At 65.5% G+C, this 21,220-nt stretch carries 12 protein-coding genes; 9 read left to right on the top strand and 3 right to left on the bottom strand.

Annotation, left to right across the window (positions count from 1 at the left end):
- The first annotated feature begins 473 nt into the window (after nt 1–473).
- From D187_RS55845 to D187_RS55840, 3 genes are all read left to right on the top strand, one after another.
- Nucleotides 474–839: a hypothetical protein gene (locus D187_RS55845; RefSeq protein WP_002627058.1), complete on the top strand. Its 366-nt coding sequence runs from the start codon at nt 474–476 to the stop codon at nt 837–839.
- A 444-nt stretch (nt 840–1,283) separates the two neighbouring features.
- Nucleotides 1,284–7,049: an RHS repeat-associated core domain-containing protein gene (locus D187_RS37195; RefSeq protein WP_155893869.1), complete on the top strand. Its 5,766-nt coding sequence runs from the start codon at nt 1,284–1,286 to the stop codon at nt 7,047–7,049.
- A gap of 1 nt (nt 7,050) precedes the next feature.
- Nucleotides 7,051–7,473: a hypothetical protein gene (locus D187_RS55840; protein ID WP_162159743.1), complete on the top strand. Its 423-nt coding sequence runs from the start codon at nt 7,051–7,053 to the stop codon at nt 7,471–7,473.
- 107 nt (nt 7,474–7,580) lie between these two features.
- On the opposite strand, the gene D187_RS37190 is transcribed toward D187_RS55840, so the two are convergent.
- Nucleotides 7,581–8,057: a 1-acyl-sn-glycerol-3-phosphate acyltransferase gene (locus D187_RS37190; RefSeq protein WP_002627060.1), complete on the bottom strand. Its 477-nt coding sequence runs from the start codon at nt 8,055–8,057 to the stop codon at nt 7,581–7,583.
- Nucleotides 8,058–9,097: 1,040 nt separating this feature from the next.
- Here D187_RS37190 and D187_RS58385 point away from each other — a divergent pair.
- The 3 genes from D187_RS58385 to D187_RS55835 are packed head-to-tail and all read left to right on the top strand — an operon-like array spanning nt 9,098 to nt 15,196.
- The gene (locus D187_RS58385; protein ID WP_245591922.1) at nt 9,098–12,139 is read left to right on the top strand and encodes a MopE-related protein; all 3,042 of its coding nucleotides are present in this window, start codon (nt 9,098–9,100) and stop codon (nt 12,137–12,139) included.
- Nucleotides 12,073–14,730 carry an RHS repeat-associated core domain-containing protein gene (locus tag D187_RS58380; RefSeq protein ID WP_245591921.1) on the top strand — a complete coding sequence of 886 codons (2,658 nt, stop codon included), beginning with the start codon at nt 12,073–12,075 and terminating at the stop codon, nt 14,728–14,730. The genes D187_RS58385 and D187_RS58380 overlap by 67 nt, the downstream gene beginning before the upstream one ends.
- A 10-nt stretch (nt 14,731–14,740) precedes the next feature.
- Complete coding sequence (locus tag D187_RS55835) at nt 14,741–15,196, top strand: hypothetical protein (protein WP_155893867.1); 456 nt, start codon at nt 14,741–14,743, stop codon at nt 15,194–15,196.
- A gap of 425 nt (nt 15,197–15,621) precedes the next feature.
- Here D187_RS55835 and D187_RS37175 read toward each other — a convergent pair whose 3' ends face one another.
- A complete protein-coding gene (locus D187_RS37175) occupies nt 15,622–17,274 on the bottom strand; it encodes a lysophospholipid acyltransferase family protein (RefSeq protein WP_002627065.1) in 1,653 nt (550 codons plus the stop codon).
- Nucleotides 17,275–17,277: 3 nt separating this feature from the next.
- Complete coding sequence (locus D187_RS37170; protein WP_002627066.1) at nt 17,278–18,240, bottom strand: SDR family oxidoreductase; 963 nt, start codon at nt 18,238–18,240, stop codon at nt 17,278–17,280.
- Between the two features lie 101 nt (nt 18,241–18,341).
- Here D187_RS37170 and mutL point away from each other — a divergent pair, with 101 nt between their 5' ends.
- From mutL to D187_RS37160, 3 genes are all read left to right on the top strand, one after another.
- The gene (gene mutL / locus D187_RS37165) at nt 18,342–20,204 is read left to right on the top strand and encodes a DNA mismatch repair endonuclease MutL (protein WP_002627067.1); all 1,863 of its coding nucleotides are present in this window, start codon (nt 18,342–18,344) and stop codon (nt 20,202–20,204) included.
- Nucleotides 20,205–20,270: 66 nt separating this feature from the next.
- Nucleotides 20,271–20,426, top strand: a complete 156-nt coding sequence (locus D187_RS56860; protein WP_002627068.1) for a hypothetical protein — start codon at nt 20,271–20,273, stop codon at nt 20,424–20,426.
- 3 nt (nt 20,427–20,429) lie between these two features.
- Nucleotides 20,430–21,149 carry an outer membrane beta-barrel protein gene (locus tag D187_RS37160; protein ID WP_002627069.1) on the top strand — a complete coding sequence of 240 codons (720 nt, stop codon included), beginning with the start codon at nt 20,430–20,432 and terminating at the stop codon, nt 21,147–21,149.
- The last annotated feature ends 71 nt before the right edge of the window (nt 21,150–21,220 follow it).

The raw sequence follows: 21,220 nt of genomic DNA, 5'->3' as shown, positions 1-21,220 counted from the left end.
GGTCTTGCGCATCGCGCGCTTCTACCACCCAATCGGTGGGTCCTTCGCGTTTTTCATTTATGACGGGTATTTCGTGGAGGGTTGAGTGTTCACCCATCAGTCTCTCACCAAGGGAGGAGAAGAGGCGCCTACCTCGAGAAGACGGAGCGGCGCTCCTTGAGGAGGGCCTGCAACAGGCCCTGGATGGACTCGCTCCCACGATGCCGGGCAGTGGGCCGTGACGCCCGCATGACGGCCGGAACGGCGCCTCTCCACGAGGGCGGTCACGCTGCCGTCACCGCGGTGTGGCACCTCCAAGGACTCAATCTCGAGGAAAGAGCCACCCGCCCTGGATTCAATCGAAGTTTCTCGTCCCTGGCGTGAACCACTTCACAGCGTTTGGATGAAGGCCGAGGTAGAGCACAGTGGCCGGAGACGCCAAAAGGCGCTGGTTGCTCGCTGGGTCAGGACTGTTTTCCTAGAAAGAAACAAGCATGAAGTGGATGGTTGTCGTGTTGGGGCTCGCCGCTGGGGTGTGGTCGGGTTGCGGAAAGACAGAGAACGAGCCCCGGACCGTGGTGGAGCTGCAGCCGCTGACGGAGCCTCGTCCGTTGCGGGCCGAGAAGGCGACGAAGCAACTCGGGGAAGATTGCAGGGAAAATGGCGCCAGCGCGTGTCTTTCTGGCCTCTGCCTGCATGTGAAGCCCGGACGTCACGAAGGCTACGTGTGCAGCCAGCCCTGCCAGGGAGACGCGGAATGTCCCACCTCCTGGCGCTGTGCCCAGGTGTACCCGACGCCCAAGGGGCGGCTGTGCGTTCCTTCGTCCAATGAGTCGGGTGCCTCCTCCACGACGCACTGAGTGTGCCTCACGTGGCATGCGCGTGCCGTCCTCGGGTGCTCCTCTTTCTCACCATTTTGATGTGGTTTTCATCCCATGAAAAATACGTGGTATCAGACGTTGTTGGGTAGATTCGGATGGGCTCGGTTGTCAGAAGGGCATCTCGCCGCCGTGGCCGGGCTTTTCTTCCTGTTGGGCTCCCCCGCTTGGGGGTTCGAGGTGTTCGAGCTGGTTCCGCCCGCCAACCCGTCTGGGTACAATTTCTACAGGGTTTGGGGCTGTGGGTGTTCTGGGCAGACCAGTTCCGGTGAGTCCCAGTGCCCAGGCTTCGGCTACTCCAATAACTACGGCCCTCCACAATCGTGGATCAAGTTGAACGCTTTGGAGTTGGACGAATGTCCGAAGAGCGACCAGTGGCAATGCAATAGCAACGCGGACTGCTCTTCAGGCGTGGGGGCGTGTGCCGTGGGGACCTGCGGTGTCAATACCGCGGTGGATATGATCTCGTCCGGGGGAAACGCCCAGCCCAGCGGGCCGATCGTGATGTGCCACTACTCGAAGCCCACGCCCGAGATGTGTGATGGCATCGACAACGATTGCAATGGCCTCACGGACGATGGCTGTTCAGCAGGACCAGGAGGCGGCGGTCCGGATGGAGGCGTGGACCTGGATGGAGGAAGTCCAGAGCCAGATGGGGGGAATGGCTCTCCGGGGAATGAAATCTGTCATGATGAGGTAGACAACAACCACAATGGTGAAGTCGATGAGGATTGTCCGCCGGGTGAGCTCGACGGAGGGGGCCCGCCGGACTGCGTGGGGCAGTGCTGCGAGCTGTCCGTCGCGGACCCGGTCAACATCGCCACGGGGACCAGCTCGGAGGTCATCGAGGATCTGCGCATCACGGACGGGCTCACCACGCTGACGTTCGAGCGGGTGTTCAGCTCCCGGGCGGATGAGTGGATCTACGATGCGCCGCTGGTGGGAGTGCCCAAGCCCTTTGGAGCCAGCCCCGTCCAGCCCCAGTCGGTGGAGTGGTGGCACAACTGGCTGAGCGTGGTGGTGGAGCACCAGCACCACTGGAGCGTGCGGACGCGCCAGGGAGGACTGTTGCGCTTCCTGCCGTGCACCGGAGGAGTGCCGTGCGAGGCCAGGCCCGTGGAGGGCAACGCTTCCCGCTCGGAGCGGTTGACGCGGACGGCCACTGGGTACGAATTGCGTCACGCCGACGGGACACGGTCCATCTACGACGCCCGCTTCGTGGCGAGCACGGGAAGCCGCAACCGCTACTTCCTGTCCCGGTGGCTCTCGCCGACGGGCAAGGCGCTGGCGAATCTGTCCTATGCCGTCCCGGACGACGCGACGGGGTGTCCGCAGGGGGCTTCCGGCACCCAGGCGGGAGTGCCCTATCTGTCTTCGGTGAGGACGGAAGCAGGAGGCTCCCTCGTGTTCAATTACCAGGCACTCACCGGGTCTGGAGGGGAGACGGAGTGCGTCATTTCCTCCGTCGAGCGGGGCCTGGCGTTGCCGACGGGGGCAATGAACAGGGAAGATGTCGTCTATTACTCCTATGTCTCCGAGGGTGGAGCCCAACGGCCTGGGCGGCTCGCACATGCCAGCTACGAAGCCAGGGGCAGCAGTGAGCGTTATGCGTATTCCTGGGGAGCGTTTGGAATCAGCCGGTTGGGAGCGCAGCTCGTGCGGCACCAGTATGGAGCGGATGGCCGCGTGGCGTCCGCGACGGGTGAGGGGTATGGCGCGGCGATTGCGTGGGAGCCGACCACGGGAAGCTGCGAGCCTGGCTCCAATTGCTGTGGGCGCACGCCGCTGGTGCGGCAGGTGACGGACAGCTTCACGGGCCGGGGCGATGGGAGCGAAGGCACGGCCGGCCTGCTGAGCGCCTATGCGACGCTGTCCAACCATGGACAGGAGAGCCAGCCGCGCCTGTACCAGACGACGGAGTCCTGCGCGGTGAGCGGGGCGTGCAGCCCGGGCTCGGTGCGCTCGGAGTGGACGTGCTCGACGCCTGGAAATCCGGGCCGGGAAATCGCGCGCAAGGACAAGCGCGGCAACTGGGAAGTGTACGGCTACGCCTTGTCGGCGGAGGCCAACCCGCGGCTCGAGCGCACCCATGTCAAGCAGGGCGCCTCGAGCATGACGGGAGCGGATGCGCTGGAGGAGACGCGCTCCAGCTATACCTACATCAATGGGGTGCAGTTGCTCCAGGCGGAGGAGCAGGCCAGCGTCCTGGGGGGACCCACGGACAGCCGGCGCACCTACCATGTGTACGACACCACCACGGCACGGAAGAAGGCGGTCATCCAGTCTGGACTCACACGAGAGCGTGCCAGCAATGGCGCCTGGACGACGCTGCGCCGCTTCGTGGGCACCTTCTACTTCACCACCTATGACCATTCGGGCACGGTGATGGAGGATGCATTGGGCCGGGTGCGCGAGGTGCATGGCCCCTGCTTCGTGAGCAATGAGTCCGCCACGGATTGTCCGAGCACCACCGCCTACCCCGTGACGAAGTATGACTACAACGTGGACTGGGGCATCTACACCCGCAATCTTCTGGGCAAGGTGCAGAGCTACCCGGCGGGGGGCCCGCTGATGGCTGGCGCAGCGGAATTGACGACGTCGTATGACTACTCCTACGGTGTGTACAATGGATGGAAGAAGGTGACGACGACGGAGCCCAATGGCCGAGTCATTGACAGGCAGGAGCAGTCTGGCCGGGTGATGTGGGAGGAGGAGCAGGAGTCCAACGTCACCTGGAAGACGGAATACTCCTACCTGGACGACAAGCTGGCGGGCATCAAGCGGCCGGAAGGCGACTACGACGTTTTCTGCTACCGCACGGGGACGACGGCGGAGGGGGGCTGTACGGGAGCGCTGTCCAAGAAGTTGCAGTGGACGGCGCGCGCCGGGTTGCCGAGTGGCGCCGGGTGGACGGAGAAGGTGGTGTACTCGTACTGGCCCGACGAGACGCTGAAGGAGGAGCGCTACCTGACGCGGACGGGCACCACGGTGCAGACGCGGCGGGTGATGAAGTACGCGGCGGATGCGCACCGGCGGCCCACGTGGAGCAAGGTGGGGGAGGGCGCGGGGAGCTACACCGCGGCGAAGTCCTTCGATGGGGCGGACAACCTCACGGGGGTCGGGCAGGCCTTCAACAACCCGCCCGCGTGGTGTGGCGGCGTGAAGACGGGCCAGGGCCCGCTGGCGGACGGCACGCCGCTGTCGCAGTTGTGCTCCTCGCTGGCGTACGATCGGGCCAACCGCCTGGTGCAGGTGGATGAGTACCCGGCGGACGGCGTCTCCCAGCGCACGCTCTTCGCCCATGACGCACAAGGCAACGTGTCGGGAGTGAAGGTGGGCTGCGCGCTCACGGAGACGTTCGCCAACTGTGCCCAGCCCGCGACGACGTATACCCATGACGACTTCGGCCGGGTGGTGGAGGTGTCGCTGCCGCACGCGGACGGACCGGTGCGTTACGCCTATGACGCACGGGGCAACCAAGTGGTGAAGGAGACGGCGGCCATGCGCCAGGCGGGGGAGTATGTCGCCTCCTCGTACGACATGCTGTCGCGTCTGCTCTCCTCCCAGCGGGTGTACACCGGAGGAAGTGAGGCGCTCTACTTGCTCGCCTATGACTCGGCGGGTGACGCCCTGCCCGCCGGGTGCCCGCTGGTGGCGAACGCGCGAACCGAGGGCCGGCTGCGCTACCGCAAGGACTCCTTCGGAAGGACCTGGTTCTCGTATGACCGGTCTGGCCGCGTCCTGCAGGAGATCCGCGTCCGCAGCGGAGAGTCGACGTGCGGTGCCGTCGCGAACGCCAATCCGCATACCTTCTATTCCTATACACTCAACGGCAACCTCCAGTCGGTGACGTACCCGAACGGGAGGACGGTGACGTATGTGTACGGGACGGGAGGAAACACCAACCGGGTGAGCGCGGTGGACGTGACGCTGTACGACGGCACGGCCTGGACGACCCAGCGACTACTGAGTAATGTGACGTGGGAGCCCTACGGTGGATTGAGAGGGTACACGTTGAAGCACCCCACGACCTCCCAGACGAGCACCGTGGAGTACGCCCTGGGGGACAACAGCTCGGTGCCGCCCGCGGGCTGCTCCACCAGCTCGCCCTCCGCGACGAACTCGGACCTGACAGGACGGTTGCGTGGCCTGCGCGTGTCCTCGGGCAGCGTGGCGATGGGCGCGGGCACGGGGGACGTCTACCAGCGGACGTACACGTGGAAGGCGGACCAGGTGGTGCGCACGGATACGTGTCTGCTGGGGCAGAATTCGACGCCGATGCAGGAGACGTACGCGTATGACAGGACGCTGCGCCTGACGGGAGTGGGCCGCACGGCGGGCAACTTCAGCGCGACGGGAGGGGCGTTCGACGCGCGCACCTACGGGTATGACAGGCGGGGCAACCGCACGGCCATGACGAGCGACGCGGCCCCCTACTTCCTGAAGTACGCAACGGACAGCGTGGCGCACAAGGACAGGCTGGTGGGGTGGGGCTCGAGCGCGGCCAACAGCCTGCTGGGGTACACGCTGGCGTACGACGCCGAGGGGCGCGTCACGCGCAAGGCGGACCTGGGCGAGAACACCACCCTGGCGTTTGAGTACGGGCAGTCGGTGGGTGTGGCCACGGAGAGCGTCTTCCGGGCGGTGGAGGTGAATGGCGCTTTCTACAACTACTACTATGATGCGCTGGGACGCCGCAGGCAGAAGAGCTACCCGGGAGGGACGAGCGACGAGTTCTTCTACACGGGGGCCAACCAGCTGCTGGTGGACCGGGGAAGCAGCGACGTGGTGACGCCCGTGGCGCACTACACGCAGGAGGATTACGTGTGGCTGGGCGGGCGGCCCGTGGCGCTGGTGCGAGGGAAGCTGAGCACCACGTGGACGCGGCTGGCGGACACGTCGGCGGATTGCGCGCGCAACGGGGAAGCGGCGACGTGTGGGGTGTACTTCCCGGTGACGGACCACCTGGGCAAGCCCGTGTTGATGTTGGATGGGAGTGGGAAGGTGGCGGGAGCGGTGGACTATGAGCCGTTCGGCCAGATCAACCGGGTGGCGCTGCGCGCGGAGACAGAGCACCCGCTCTACGCGTGGGTGGGGAACAACAACGTCACCCTGTCGGAAATGAATCAGCCCACGACGGCGTCCATGTCGGTGCGGATGCGAGTGCTCTTCCATCTGCTGGACACACAAGGAGTGGGCCATGTGGATGTGAAGGACGCCAACACGGGTGCCGACCTCATTGGTGGGTTGGAGGCGTCCGGCCAGGGCGCCTTCTGGTCCGGCTGGGTGCAGCCGTCGGCGGGACGCGCGCGGGTGGACTTCAATTACGAGGCCTGCCACACGGACTGCTCGGGTATCCGGTGCCAGGAAGTCTGCGGCCACATGCATGCCTACAGCGCCCTGGCGAAGACCCTGGCCTCCAACCCCAGTACTCCGGAGCATGGAGAGCCCACCACGGCCAAGGGTGTCGTGGTGGAGGGGTATGAGTACCAGCGCTACCAGACGGGAGCCCAACCCTTCTGGACGCCGCTGCGCTACCCCGGCCAGTACCACGACGCGGAGACGGACCTCTTCGAGAACTGGAACCGCTACTACGATCCGAGCATTGGCAGGTACTTGCAGCCGGAGCCGTTGCTTGCCCGCTGGAACACCACGGTTCGAAGGGCTCTAACCCTGGGGCGGTTGTTTCCTGCTTATTCTTATGCGCTCAGTAATCCCATTGGATTCATAGATGGCGATGGACTCTCCCCTGGCCAACGCTTTTACGGGCCTAACGCGAGAGATGAAGCGGCCATTGATGCATTGCTGTTTATTCATCCCTCTGCCGAGCTTCATGGGTTGAAGTATGGAGGTAAGATTTGTCAGGACAAAGAAGGCGCTGTCTTCGCAACAGATCTTGCATGCAGCTCACCTGAAAATCCCACCCTGATAGATTACAGTCAAGTCAATTGTCCTGCTGGGTCGAAGGTATTGGGGACGTATCACACCCATTGGTTGGATGCTGATGAGGGGAAGCGTTTCCCTCCCTTCAGTCTGACAGATTTGGATACTGCCAATAGTAATAAGTGGATTTCCTGGCTGTCACGGGCGGATGGGAAGGAAGTGTGGCGTTGGTATCCGTTTCCGATCGGCATCAATGAGCAGATATACCCAGTTCCTGCTGCGCGCCCCTGGTGGAAATGGTGGAAATGACATGAGAGAAATATATTGCTCTTTGCTTTTCGTGGGGATCCTGGCTGCGGCAGACGTGTCGCCCGAAAGCGAGAAATCCATTGCTCGCGTTTCGCTGGTGGGTTTGATTGCCAGCCCTGGCGCCTACGACGAAAAGAAGGTGTCAGTTATTGGATATATCTCGACTGGGTATGAGGACGAAATTCTGTATATTCATCGAGAGGATTACGAAAACAGCATTCCCTCCAATGGAGTCAGATTGGTCATACCCGAGCAGATGCGCGGCCAGTTGAAGTCAGGCCGCTATGTAGAAGTGCACGGAGTGTTTCGCATGTACACAGCTGGAGATACTTCCAATGGGATGGCTGGTCGAATCACTTCAATCACCAAAATCGAGCCTTGGTTTCTTGCTGCACAGGAACATCAAGGCAGAGGTTGTTGGTAGCCAAGGTGTCTGCTGATTGATTTTTCAGAAGTTTGCCCATGGGGGCGCAGCGTATGGGTTTCCTCCATGGGCCTTCTTTCTCAGTGGCAGAGCCAATGTAGCGTTCTTCAACCACCAAAGACGGAGCGGCGCTCCTTGAGGAGGGCCTGCAACATGCCCTGGATGGACTCGCGGGTGCGCTCGGTGAGCCGCTGCACCTGGGACAGGTCCTCGGCGGCCTCGGGGGGCAGCTCGCCCATGCCGATGGGCTCGCCAAAGCGCAGCATCCAGCGCGCCGGCAGGGGCGGCAGCGTCACCGGCAGGTAGTCCAGGCCCAGGAAGCCCGCCGGCAGCTTGCCCAACAGCGGCACCGTCTCCTCGGCCCCCACAATCGCCACCGGGACGATGGGCGCGCCCGTGCGCAGCGCCAGCTTCACGAAGCCTCCCCGGCCAAAGCGCTTGAGCTGGTAGCGCTGGGCGAAGGGCTTGCCCATGCCCTGGCTGCCCTCGGGGAAGACGATGACCGGGCGCAATTCGTCCAACAGCCGCAGCGCGTTCTCCGGGCAGGCGCGCACCGCCCCCAGCCGGTTCATCAGCGTGCCCATCCATCATCGGCGCGCTCGTGAACGCCATGGCCAGAGTCTCTGTGCCGAGACTGCCGTCCTGCTCCACGCTCACCCGCTGGGTCGGGAACGCGATGGGGTGTGGTGGCGGAACAGTCGGGGACAGCGGGGGTGAGCAGGTTGGCGTGAGACGTGCTTGTCCGTGGACCTCGAGTGACTTGGGGTGGTCGCTGCAAAGGCGGATGGACCTCGAAGGTCGCTTGGTTCCCGAGCGAGGTTTGGCGTGAAGGACCGTGCCTGTTCTGAAGGTGGAAGAGAGTTTTGTCCATGAGATGGATTGTTGTCGCATTGGGATTTACCACTGTGTTTGGGGGCGGCTGTGGGAGAACAGAGAACGAGCCCCAGTTCGTCGTGAACCGGGAACCGCTGACGGAGCCTCGTGCGCTGCGGGCAGGGACGGCGACGAAGCTGATAGGCGAGGACTGCGGGGAGAATGGGTCCAGCGCATGTCTGTCCGGCATCTGTCTCCACGTGAAGCCCGGCCGCCACCAGGGATACGTGTGCAGCCAGTCCTGCCAGGGCCACGGAGATTGTCCCGAGGGCTGGAGCTGCTCTCAGCTCTACCCATCACTCGAGGGGAGATTGTGCGTTCCACCTTCAACGAGGGCTGATGACACCTCGGCGCTGTGAGTCCCTGTTTTGTTTTTTTTGAGTGCTTGTTTATGAAAAATAGAGATTTCCCTTGGTTCGATGGACTCCTTTTGTTGTCTGGAGTGTCCAGGTCGTCTGTCACTTGTTTGGCCGCGCTATTCTGTCTGTTGGTCATGACGCCCGCCCGCGCCAATGATTTTGGCTATCATGAAACGCGGCCCAACCCCGATGGAAACAGTGCCTCCATCATTACCTGGTTTTGTGATTGTCCCGGCGAGTCGGTGGGAAAAGCACAGTGTATTCGTGCCTATAATGAGGAGGCGGGCAACGTGCCTCCCGAGGATCGAAAGGATTATGTGTTCCTTGGGAACACTGGCTTCAATACCTGTGCGAAGGGTCCTCGGTGGGAGTGCGGCAGCGACTTGGACTGCGTGAAGCCAGGAGCTTTGGGCCAGGGGAAGTGTGTCATCAATCCGGATGCTCAACTGACGGAGACGACGAGTGGAAATGAGTTCTTCGATCCCATCGTGATGTGCAGTTACCCGGTGCCGGAGTCCGAGGTGTGCGATGGCAAGGACAATGATCTCGATGGGCAGACGGATGAAGACGGGTTCGGTGGGACGGTCTGCCTGCAGGACGGTGGGACCACGACGAGTCCGGACGCGGGCGGTGACGGCGGTGTATCCTGTGGGTCGGAAATCTGCGCGGATGGCCAGGACAACGATTGCGATGGTGCGGTGGACGAGGACTGTGTGCCCGGAGAACTCGATGGTGGAGGGCCGGTGGGAAGCAATCGGTGCCTCTACAGATACGATCCCGTCAATCTCGCCTCGGGGTCCAGCTTCGAGCAAGTAGCGGACCTGAGTGTCGAGGATGGCCTCACCACCTTGACCTTCGAGCGGACGTTCAGTTCCCGGGGCGATGAGTGGATATACGATGCCCCCCTGTTGGGAGTGCCCAAGCCCTTTGGCGGAAGCCCCAACAATCCCGAGTCCGTGGAATGGTGGCACAACTGGCTGAGCGTCGTGGTGGAACACCAGTACCACTGGAGTGTCCGTACGCCGGATGGAGGCTTGTTGCGTTTCCTCCCGTGCTCGGGCTCGACTTGCGAGGCAGTGCCCGCGGAAGGAAACCAGTCCCGTCCAGAGCGCTTGAAGCGGACGCCCACGGGTTATGAGCTGCGCCAGTCGGATGGAACGCTGCTGGTCTATGAATCCCTTTTCCTGGCACCGCGAGAGGGGAGGCGCCGCTATTTCTTGTCCCGGGTGGTTTCCGGGGCGGGAATCGACCTGGCGCAGCTGAACTACGCCCAGCCCAACCTGAATGATTGCGCGAAGGGCGCGCCGGGAAGCAGTCCAGGTGTACCCTATCTCTCCAGCGTGCAGAGCCCCGCGGGAGCGAGTCTGCGCTTCGAGTACCGTGCGCTTGCGCGTTCCACGGGGGGCGTGGACTGTGTCATCGATCGGGTGCGCACTCTTGCCTACCAGGATAAACCGAAGGATACGGTGGTGTACGCCTACACCACACACGGGGGAATCGAGCGACCAGGGCGTATCGCACAGGCGGAAAAACGCGCGCGCCTGGAGCGCTATCTCTACGCGGAGGGAGAGTTTCAGCGCTCGGAGGCGGGAGTGCTGCTGGTGCGGCATACGTACGGGTCGGATGGGCGTGTGGACTCGGCGACAGGAGGAGGCCATGGCGCCTCGCTTTCCTGGGAGCCCACGGCGGGGGTATGCCAACCGGGTTCCAATTGCTGTGGCCGGACGCCCCAGGTGCGCCAGGCGGTGGATTCCTACGCGGGACGGGGTGACGGCGATGAGGGGGCCGCCGGCCTGTTGAGCACCTATGCGACGCTCTCCAACCATGGCCAGGAGAATGCGCCGCGCATGTACCAGACCCAGGATGCGTGCTCGGTGAGTGGTGCCTGCAGCCCGGGCTCGGTCCGCTCGGAGTGGACCTGCTCGTCGCCCGGAAATCCCGGCAAGGAAATCGCGCGCAAGGACAAGCGGGACAACTGGCAGGTGTTTGGCTATTCCTTGTCACCCGAAGCCTCTCCACGATTGGAACTCGCCAGTGTCAAGCGGGGTGCCTCGGATATGCTCGGGACGGGGGCCCTGGAGGAAACACGGTACACCTATACCTACGCCAACGGCCAGCAACTGCCGCAAGTGGAGGAGGAGGCCAGTGTCCTGGGAGGGGCCGCGGATCGCAAGCGCACGCTTCACGTCTATGCCCCCGGAACGGACCGCGAGAAGGCCCTCATTCGCTCTGGTTGGACGCGGGTCCGCGGCAGCAACGGCACCTGGACGACCGAACGCCGTTTCGTGGGCACCTTCTTTTTCACTACCTTCAATGGAACCGAGGAGGATCCATTTGGCCGGGTGAGGGAGGTTCATGGTCCATGCTGGGTGAGCAGTGAGTCCGCCACGGATTGTCCCACGACGGCGCCCTATCCCGTGACGCACTACGTGTATTTCGAGCCGAACGCCACTAGCGCGCATGCCAACCGGTTGTCCCAGGAGAGCGTCTACCCCGCCGGAGGCCCGGTGAGTCCGAATTCGGTCAGTCTGATGACCGGGTACCTTTATGATTTCAATTCCAACTGGAGCCGAATCGAGACCGTCATCGACGTTAATGGGCGGGCCACCACGAACTATTACAATGAAGACCGGCTCGTGATGACGGAGGAGGGCGCCTATCAGGCGTATCGGTCGAAACTCATCACCTACGGCTATCAGAGCGACAAGTACTTGAACTACATCAGCCATCCCGAGGGAGACTTCGATGTCTTCTGCTACCGCACCGGTACCTCGCCGGACGGGCGCTGCGCCAGTGGTGCGATGTCGGACAAACTCCAATGGGTGGCGCGAGCCCGTGGGGCGGATGGGACGGGTTGGACGGAGAAGACCGTCTACGCCTACTGGCCGGATGGGACGTTGAAGGAGGAGCGATTCCTGAGCCAGACGGGGACCGGGACGCAGACGAGGCGGGTGATGAAGTACGCGGCGGATGCGCACAAGCGGCCGACGTGGAGCAAGTGGGGACAAGGGGCGGGGAGCTTCAGCGCGGCGAAGTCCTTCGACGGCGCGGACAACCTGACGGGAGTGGGGCACGCCTTCAACAATCCGCCCGCGTGGTGTGGCGGGGTGGAGACGGGAATGGGGTCGCTGGAGAACGGCACTCCGTTGTCTCAGTTGTGCTCCTCGCTGGCCTATGACCGGGCCAACAGGCTGGTACAGGTGGACGAGTTCCCGGAGGACGGCGTCTCCCAGCGCACGCTCTTCACCTATGACGTGCAGGGCAACGTGTCCGGAGTGAAGGTGGGTTGCCAGTCCACGGACACGTTCGCGACCTGCGCTCAGCCCGCGTCACGTACACGCATGACGATTTCGGCCAGGTGGTGGAGATGTCCCTGCCGCACGCCGATGGGCCGGTGCGCTACGCTTATGATGCCCAGGGTAACCAGGTGGTGAAGGAGACGGCCGCGATGCGTCAGGCCGGCGAGTATGTTTTGTCGACCTACGACATGCTCTCGCGCCTGGTTTCCGTCCAGCGAGTGCATGCCACGGGAAGCGAGCTGCTCTATCGTCTGGGTTACGATGCCCAGGGAACGCCTCCCTCGAGTTGTCCGGCGGTGGAATACACCAAGGGCCGGCTTCGCTACCGCGAGGACTCTTTCGGCACCACCTGGTTCTCGTATGATTTGTGGGGCAACCTGCTGGGGGAGATTCGCGTGAGGGCGGGGGCCACGACGTGTGGCACCGAAGTCAATGCGAACCCGCACACCCGCTACACCTACACGCTCAACGGCAACCTCCAGTCGGTGACGTACCCGAACAGGCGGACGGTGACGTATGTGTACGGGACGGGAGGTAACACCAACCGGGTAAGCGCGGTGGACGTGACGCTGTACGACGGGACGGCGTGGACCACACGGCGGCTGTTGAGCAACGTCACGTGGGAGCCGTATGGAGGGCTGCGGGGCTACACGTTGAACCCGCCTGGAGCGAATGGCTCCATGACGGTGGAGTACGGACTGGGGGATGACGGCTCGGTGCCGCCCGCGGGCTGCTCCACCAGTTTCCCCTCCGCGGCGAATTCGGACCTGACGGGGCGGCTGCGCAGCCTGCGAGTGTCTTCGGGCAGCGTGGCCATGGGGGCGGGCACGGGAGACATCTACCAGCGGACATACACGTGGAAGGCGGACCAGGTGGTGCGCACGGACACGTGCCTGCTGGGGCAGAATGCGACGCCGATGCAGGAGACGTACGCTTACGACAGGACGCTGCGTCTGACGGGCGCGGGCCGGACGGCGGGTAATTTCAGCGCGACGGGTGGGGCGTTTGGCTCGCGAGCCTATACGTATGACGGACGCGGCAACCGCACGGCCATGACGAGCGACGGAGCCGCCTTCTCGCTGAACTACGCGACAGACAGCGGGCACAAGGACCGGCTGGTGGGGTGGGGTTCGAGTGCGGCCAACAGCCAGTTGGGGTACACGCTGGCGTACGACGCCGAGGGACGCGTCACGCGCAAGGCGGACCTTGGAGAGAACACCACCCTGGCGTTTGAGTACGGGCAGTCGGTGGGGGTGGCCACGGAGAGCGTCTTCCGGGCGGTGGAGGTGAATGGGGCCTTCTACAACTACTACTACGACGGGCTGGGACGCCGGAGGCAGAAGAGTTACCCGGGAGGAACGAGCGACGAGTTCTTCTACATGGGAGCCAACCAGCTGCTGGTGGACCGGGGAAGCAGCGACGTGGTGACGCCGGTGGCGCACTACACGCAGGACGACTATGTGTGGTTGGGCGGGCGACCGGTAGTGCTGGTTCGGGGCAAGCTGAGCAACACGTGGGCGCGGTTGGCGGACACGTCGACGGACTGTGCTCGCAACGGGGAGGCGGCGGCCTGCGGAGTTTACTTCCCGGTGACGGATCACCTGGGCAAGCCCGTGCTGATGTTGGATGGCAGCGGTCATGTGGCGGGAACGGTGGATTACGAGCCGTTCGGCCACGTCAACCGGGTGGGACTGGTGGCGGAGACGGCGCATCCGCTCGACAACAACAGTGCCTCCAGCCAGACGCTGGGGATCATGGAACAGCCCACGGGGGGCTCGCCGCTGGCGAACCACGCGACATCCGTGAGGATGCGGGCTATGTTCCACCAGGTGGACCTGACGGCGGGCCAGGTGGAGGTGGTGGATGCGGACCTGGGAACGGTATTGGCGTCCGTGTCGGGGACAGGCCGAGGGCGGACCTGGTCGGACTGGGTGACCCCTTCCACTGGGCGTGCGAGCGTGAGGCTGGTTTGGCCCGGTGGGCTGGCGAATACGACGTCCCAGGGCATAGTGCTCGAGGGTTACGAATACCAGCGCTACCAGAGGGGGGCTCAACCCTTCTGGATGCCCATGCGCTTTCCTGGTCAGTACCACGACGCGGAGACGGACCTCTTCGAGAACTGGAACCGTTACTACGACCCAAGCATCGGGCGGTACTTGCAGCCCGAACCGATGCTGCAAGAACCGGCAGTTGTGAAGGCCATGGTGTTGGGTGGTCACTCAATGCCTTCATATGCGTATGCCGCCAATAATCCCTTCTATTTTTCGGATCCAAGCGGGGCTCTTCCTATTGATGGCGCGAGCACGGACAGATTCCTGGATGCCGAGATTCAGATCGCGCAGGCGTGCCAAGCCGGAGATCAATCGAGCTGTCATTTCATGACAGGGCAAATGGCCGCCGTAACATTTGCGGCTGCGTGGTACTCAGCTCCTCTCGCTTCATCAGAAGTGGTTGGGCCCCTGGTTACCCCGTTGGTGGATAAAGTCTCCCCTTGGGTGGACAAGGCGCGAAATGCTTGTGAGAAGTACTCTGAGGAATTGTCTAATAATTGGTTCCGATTCGATAGGACAGGCGAGTGGAAGGATCGTGGTCAGTGGAAGAGCGGGCCTCACTTCCACTTCGATCCCTATTTTAAAAGCAAGGAGTTGATGAGATGGCATCTGCCATATCAGGTGAAGCAGTGGTTTTATAACGCCCGGTCTATTAATGATCGAAGGGCCAAGTGAAGGGTGGAACATGGATCGTGTAGAATTCGAAGAGTGGAGTGTTGCTCCTGAGTCTCCTTGTCCGGGTTGGGAGCTCGTCGAGGAATTCATGCGAAGCGCATTGGGTTCTGGGGGGATCGAGAAGATTGTCATTTTTGAGCGGGTATCCTCGTCACGGTATGAACTCACGTACACAAATGACTGTGCTGGTAGTCAGGGCTCGGCACTTGTGTCTATTGTACGTGATGCGCTTCGGCGGAGCATGCTCCTCGGTTTTGTGATTCGCGACTCGGGCGAGTTGACGCCTCTTCTCAAGAGCTACCGGAGAGAACATCGGGGAGAGCTTCGGATGCAAGACGTGATGCGGGAACTGGGGGCCGAAGTATCAGGTCTGGAGACTGTTCTCACGGTTGATAGACAACTTGTGTTGGTTGGGCATGACGGTGAACCGGTGTTTACGCTGTCCTTGGATTCAAGTGCTGAGTGATCGGAGGGAGGGCTGAGGTTTGCCGGATTGGCTCGAATCATGTGTTGGTGCCAATCCGTGTTCATGGCGTACCGCTCCATCTCCATCGTGAGTTGGACGGCACGCGGCTTCGACTTGATCAGCACCGACACCCGTCAGTCTGCTCGTAGAGGAAGTCCACCATAAGAGGAACTCATGAATCGCCGGCTCTCCATTGCACCCGCCTTGGTCCTGCTCCTGGTGCTCGTGCTCGCTATCCCGTACTGCGGGCGCTGGTGGCGAGTCGACCGGTGTCTCGACGCGGGAGGCAGGTGGAACGACGAGCAGGAAGTCTGCGAGTACCCACTGGGTAGTGGTCCGTAGCGCGTTCCCGCATCGGACGACGATGCTCACCAGCAGCTGCCCTGATCCCTCGGAGCGGCTGCTGGTGGCGGACTTCAAACCCTTCACCCCGAGAAGACGGAGCGGCGCTCCTTGAGCAGGGCCTGCAACATGCCCTGGATGGACTCGCGGGTGCGCTCGGTGAGCCGCTGCACCTGGGACAGGTCCTCGGCGGCTTCGGGGGGCAGCTCGCCCATGCCGATGGGCTCGCCAAAGCGCAGCATCCAGCGCGCCGGCAGGGGCGGCAGCGTCACCGGCAGGTAGTCCAGACCCAGGAAGCCCGCCGGCAGCTTGCCCAACAGCGGCACCGTCTCCTCGGCCCCCACAATCGCCACCGGGACGATGGGCGCGCCCGTGCGCAGCGCCAGCTTCACGAAGCCTCCCCGGCCAAAGCGCTTGAGCTGGTAGCGCTGGGCGAAGGGCTTGCCCATGCCCTGGCTGCCCTCGGGGAAGACGATGACCGGGCGCAATTCGTCCAACAGCCGCAGCGCGTTCTCCGGGCAGGCGCGCACCGCCCCCAGCCGGTTCATCAGCGTGCCCATCATCGGCGCGTGGAACACCTGGTCCTCCGCCAGCCAGCGCGCCTCCTGCAAGTCGGGCCGCTCGCGCGAGAGCGCCTGCTGCAACATGGGCCCGTCGAAGGGCAGCGCCCCCGAGTGGTTGGCCACCAGCAGCACCGGCCCCGCCGGCACGTGGCTCGCCCCCTGTACCGACACCCGCCAGTAGTGCTCGTAGAGGAAGTCCACCACCGGCTGCAGCACCCCTCCGAGCGCCGCGTCCTTGCCGTACTCGTCGACTACCGTGCTGCCCCCGAGCCCCAGGCTCGTGAGCGCCGCGCCCACCATGCCCCGCGCCGACACCACCGTCCGGCTCAACCGCTCGCTCGCCAGCGTCTGGAAGGCGATCTCCTTCGCCAGCGACAGCAGCCCCGACATCCGCGCCCGCATCCGCGGCGGCTCGGCTCCCGGCGAGGCCGCCGTGAAGAACAGATCCGACGGGCCCACGAGCGTCTTGGGCTCGTCGAGCACCGGCTCGGCTTCGAGCACCGGCTCCACTTCGGGCGTGGCCACGCTGCTCTCGGGCGGCGCCTGCTCGGTCTCGAAGCCCGGCACGTCCACGGGTCCCTCGGGCACCGGCTCGCTCAGCACTTCCTCGATGCCCCGCCGCGTCTCCTCCAGCCCCGCGTGCGCCGCCTCCTGCTCCAACAGGGCCGACTCGGCCGCGAGCACCTCGGCCTCTTGCGTCCTGGGGTGAAGCCGCTCCACCCGCCCGGGCATCGGTGCCTCGGGGGCGGTGTGGACCACGGGGGCCGCTGGGACCGAGGGCGTGGCGGGCTCCACCACGAGGCCCATCTCGGCCGCCGTGGCGGGACTCACCCCGGTCGGAGGCGTCGTCTCCAGGGCCGGGGACGCCGTGGGCGTCGGTCCGGAGAGGACGGCCGTGGCGGGCGCGCGCGTCTTCCCGGAGGGCTTGCCCTTGGTGGTCGCGGCCTTCTTCTTCGGAGCGGCGGCCTTCGGTGCCTCTGGGGCCTGGGGCTCCGCCGGGCGCGCGGGCTTCTCTTTCGCCCCGGCGGCCTTCTTCTTCGCCACGTTCGCCGGGGCCGGCTTGCTCGCCGCCTCGGCGGGGGCCGCGGGCTTCACGGACTCGGCCGGGGCGGACTTCGCGCGGGCCTTGGAGGACTCGGAGGCGCGCGGCGGGGTGGCTCGTGACCTGGCCATGGCTCAGCTCCTTCGTATCGCCGCCACGGCATCCCGGGCGTGGAACATGGGAATGAAGCCGAGCTCTTCCTCGGCGCGCTCGCCGTTGGCCACCCACCCGTAGTGCATGTAGTCCAGCAGCGAGGAGGGGAAGCCGGGCCCCCCGAGTGACGTCATCGTCTGGAGGGTGGCGCGGAAGAGCGGGCCGGGCAGGGGCAGGGGCGTGGCGCCCGCCTGGCGGATGAGCCCGGAGAGCGGCAGCACCCCGCGGCCGACGATGTTGAACTCGCCCTCGGCGTTCGCGCTCAGCGCCTGGTACAGCGCGCGCGCGGCGTCCTCCTCGTGCAGCGCCTGCCAGAGCGGATCGTACCCGAGCAGCGTGGGCACCACGCGGTGGGCGAGCATGCGGGTGGCGGGGTTGTCCATGTTCGGGCCGAACATGGGCGCGAAGCGCAGGACGATGACGCGCGTCTCCGGGTGGCGCTCGCGAAAGACGCGCACCTGCTTCTCCACCTCGACCTTGTCGTTGATGAAGCGGCTGCCGGGGCAACCCGTGAGCGGCGTCTCCTCGGAGAGCAGGGCGGGGTGGCTGGCGCGCGCGCCGTAGAGCGCGGTGAGCGAGGGGACGATGAGCCGGGGCACGTGCGCGCGGCCCACCGCGCTCAGCACGTTCATCGTGCCGATGACCTCGAGCTCGTGCGCGAGCGAGCCATCGCGCACCGGCCCGTAGAGGAAGGCCAGGTGGTAGAAGACGTCCACGGGGTGCTCGGCGAGCGCGTCGGACAGCTCGCTCTCGGCGTCGTGGCGCGTGAGATCCACGCGGTGGTAGTCGACCTTGGAGCCCTCGGGCTTGGCCACGTCCAGCACGAGGATGCTCTCCACGTCCGCATCCTGCTCCAGCCGGGGCAGCAGCAGCCGGCCCAGGTCGCCCGCCGCGCCCGTCACCGCGACGCGCAGGCCGCCCTTGCTCGCTTGAGTTGCTTCCATACGGGAGGGGGCGTGATAGCGCACCTGGGGGCCGCTTGTCAGCCGCGTTGCGTCCGCTTTACTGGCCAACGTGCCGGGTCCCGTACAGGATATGACCTCCCATGGCACGTGTCGCCCGCCTCAGTGATGTCCTCATCAACAAGATCGCCGCCGGTGAGGTGGTGGAACGTCCCGCGTCCGTCGTGAAGGAGCTGGTGGAGAATTCCATCGACGCGGGCTCGCGCACGGTGCGCGTGGCGCTGGAGCGCGGAGGGCTCGGGCGCATCACCATCTCTGACGACGGGCAGGGGATGAGCGCCGAGGACGCGCGGCTGAGCCTCGAGCGCCACGCCACGAGCAAGTTGCGGGAACTGGACGACCTGTTCACGCTGAGCACCAAGGGCTTCCGGGGCGAGGCGCTGCCGGCCATCGCCTCGGTGTCACGCTTCACCCTGCACACGGCCGAGCGCGAGTCCTACGTGGGCACGCGCATCACCGTGGAGGGCGGGGGCGAGCCGCTGGTGGAGGAGGCGCCGCCGCGCGTGGGCACGGTCATCTCGGTGGAGGACCTGTTCTACAACACGCCCGCGCGGCGCAAGTTCATGCGGCGCGAGTCCACGGAGCTGCAGCACGCGGAGGAGGCCGTCATCCGGCTGGCGCTCGCGCACCCGGACGTGTCCTTCTTCGTGGAGCACGGGGGCCAGGCGCTCTTCACCAGCCCCGCGAGCCCCACGGACGCGCGCGAGCGCATCGCCGCGGCGCTGGGGCCCGGGGTGCACCCGCACCTGGTGGCGGTGGAGGAGCGGCGGCTGGGGGTGAACGTCACCGGCTACATCGCCTCGCCCGAGTACACGCTGCCCAACGCGCGCGGCATCTACACCTTCGTCAACCGTCGCTACATCCGGGACCGGGGCCTCAACAGCGCCATCCAGCGCGCCTTCCAGGAGTTCCTCGCCGCCGGGCGCCAGCCGGTGGTGGTGCTCTTCATCGACATGGATCCGCGCGCGGTGGACGTGAACGTGCACCCGCAGAAGCTCGAGGTGCGCTTCGCGGACGCCAAGGGGGTGGGGGACGCGGTGAACGCCGCCATCTCCCGGGCGCTGCGGGCCGCGCCGTGGCTGGGTCCGCCGACGGGGGAGGGCGGCGCGATGGAGCCGCCCCGGCAGGCCGCGCACTACGCCATGGCCGTGGAGCGCTTCCTCACCCGCGCGCAGGAGGCCACCTGGGGCGCGCCCCTGCCCGTTCCCGGCACCCAGGACGCGGACGCCCCCGCGCCGCCCCAGGCCAACGGCTCCCTCTTCGCGCCCTCGGCGCCCAGCCCGCTCTTGCCCGGCCGGGCGCCCGCCTTCGGCCAGGCCCAGCCCCTGCTCAACGAGGCCCCGCCGCCGGGCTACTTCGGCGCGCTGCGGCCCATGGGGGTGCTCGGCGAGCGCTTCCACGTGTGCGAGGGGTCCGGGGGCACGCTGGTGGTGCTGGACGCGCACGCCGCGCTGGAGCGCGCCCGGCTGATGGCCTTCCACAAGGCGCTTCAGCGCGCGGAGCCGCCGGTGCCCACGCTCTTCGGCGCCACGGTGGAGCTCGCGGTGCCGGTGGCCCGCACGTTGGTGGAGGGGCAGGAGGCGCTCGCCCGGCTGGGGTTGGAGGTGGAGCCCTTTGGCGGCACGACGCTGGCGCTCAAGGCGGTGCCACCCGCGCTGGTGGGGGCCGACGCGCGCGCCCTCCTGGAGGCCCTGGCGCGCGCGCTGCCGCCCCCGGGCTCGGCGCTGGACGCGGTGGCGCTCGCCGAGCCCCTGCGCGTGCTCGCCTGTCACGCCGCGCGCCACGCCGAGGGCCAGCTCTCCGAGGGCAAGCTCCGGGCGCTCCTGGGGGAGCTGGACGCGGCGGACTTCCACCCGCCCTGCATCCACGGCACGGTGGTGGTGCTCGAGGTGCCACTCTTGGAGCTGGAGCGGCGCGCGCTGCGGCCTCCGGGGACGAAAAGTTGACGCTCCGGGCGCCGTTGCTACGGTGCGCCACCACCCTGTAGCACCCGGGTGCGAGGAGAGGGACGGATGCTCGGTGTCATCACCTTGAGGGACGTGCTGGCCCACGTGGGCCTCATCCGGCGCGAGTTCGGCTCGCGGTGCGTGGTGTGGTGCCTGTTCGCCGCGCTCTCGCGCCGCCGGACCACGTTCCTCGAGATCGCGCTGCGGCTGAAGGACGCCTGAGCGATGCGTGGCTTCGTGCTTCTCGCGCTGCTGCTCGCCGCCGCCACGGCCTCCGCCCAGGAGGAATCCGAGGAGCTGGTGCCCCTCAACGGGGTGGGCCGCATCACCGTCCAGGGTGGGTTGCGCTTGTCGAGCAACACCACGTTCTTCGACAGCTTCTACGCGCTGCCGGGCTTCGAGTGCTCCGCGGGGTGCTCGCGCGAGACTCCGGCGGGCCCCTTCGCCACGGCCACCTTCGGCTACTCCGTCACGGACTTCATCGAGGTGGGCATCGACCTGTTCTACACCCACCAGCAACTGCGGCTGACCAACGCCGCCACCCACACCAACATCACCTACGGCGCCCTGCTGGGCCTGCGCTTCCAGGGGCTGCTGGAGATCCTCACGCCCCAGGGCGTCGTCCCCTTCATCGGCCTGGAGACGGGACCCTCGTTGGCCTACTCCCTGGTGGAGGGGGTGGGGCGCAGGGAGTCCATCGTCCAACCCTGGGTGGGCACCGTGGGGGCGACGGTGCGTTTGTCCGCCCACTGGGCCCTCACGGCCGAGTACCGGCTGGCGTTCGCCCGTGGGCAGAGCCCCTACCAGAACAAGCCTCCGCCCTCGGGGGTGGGAGACGGCCCCTACAAGAATCTGGCTTCCTACAACGCGGGTGGTAACTGGTTCGCCCTGGGGGTGACGTACCTGCTGGCGCCGGATCCGGTCCGGACCTTCAGCATGCCTTGAGCGGGGGCCAGCCCCCCTGGCCGCTTGGTTTTTTTCATCCGGTCCCCGGAAATTCCTCGGGGGCCAAGGCC

The organism is Cystobacter fuscus DSM 2262 (assembly GCF_000335475.2).
In the GTDB taxonomy this organism is placed as follows: domain Bacteria; phylum Myxococcota; class Myxococcia; order Myxococcales; family Myxococcaceae; genus Cystobacter; species Cystobacter fuscus.
Note: the sequence above shows the minus strand (reverse complement) of the source record. Positions and strands in the feature narration are given on the sequence as shown.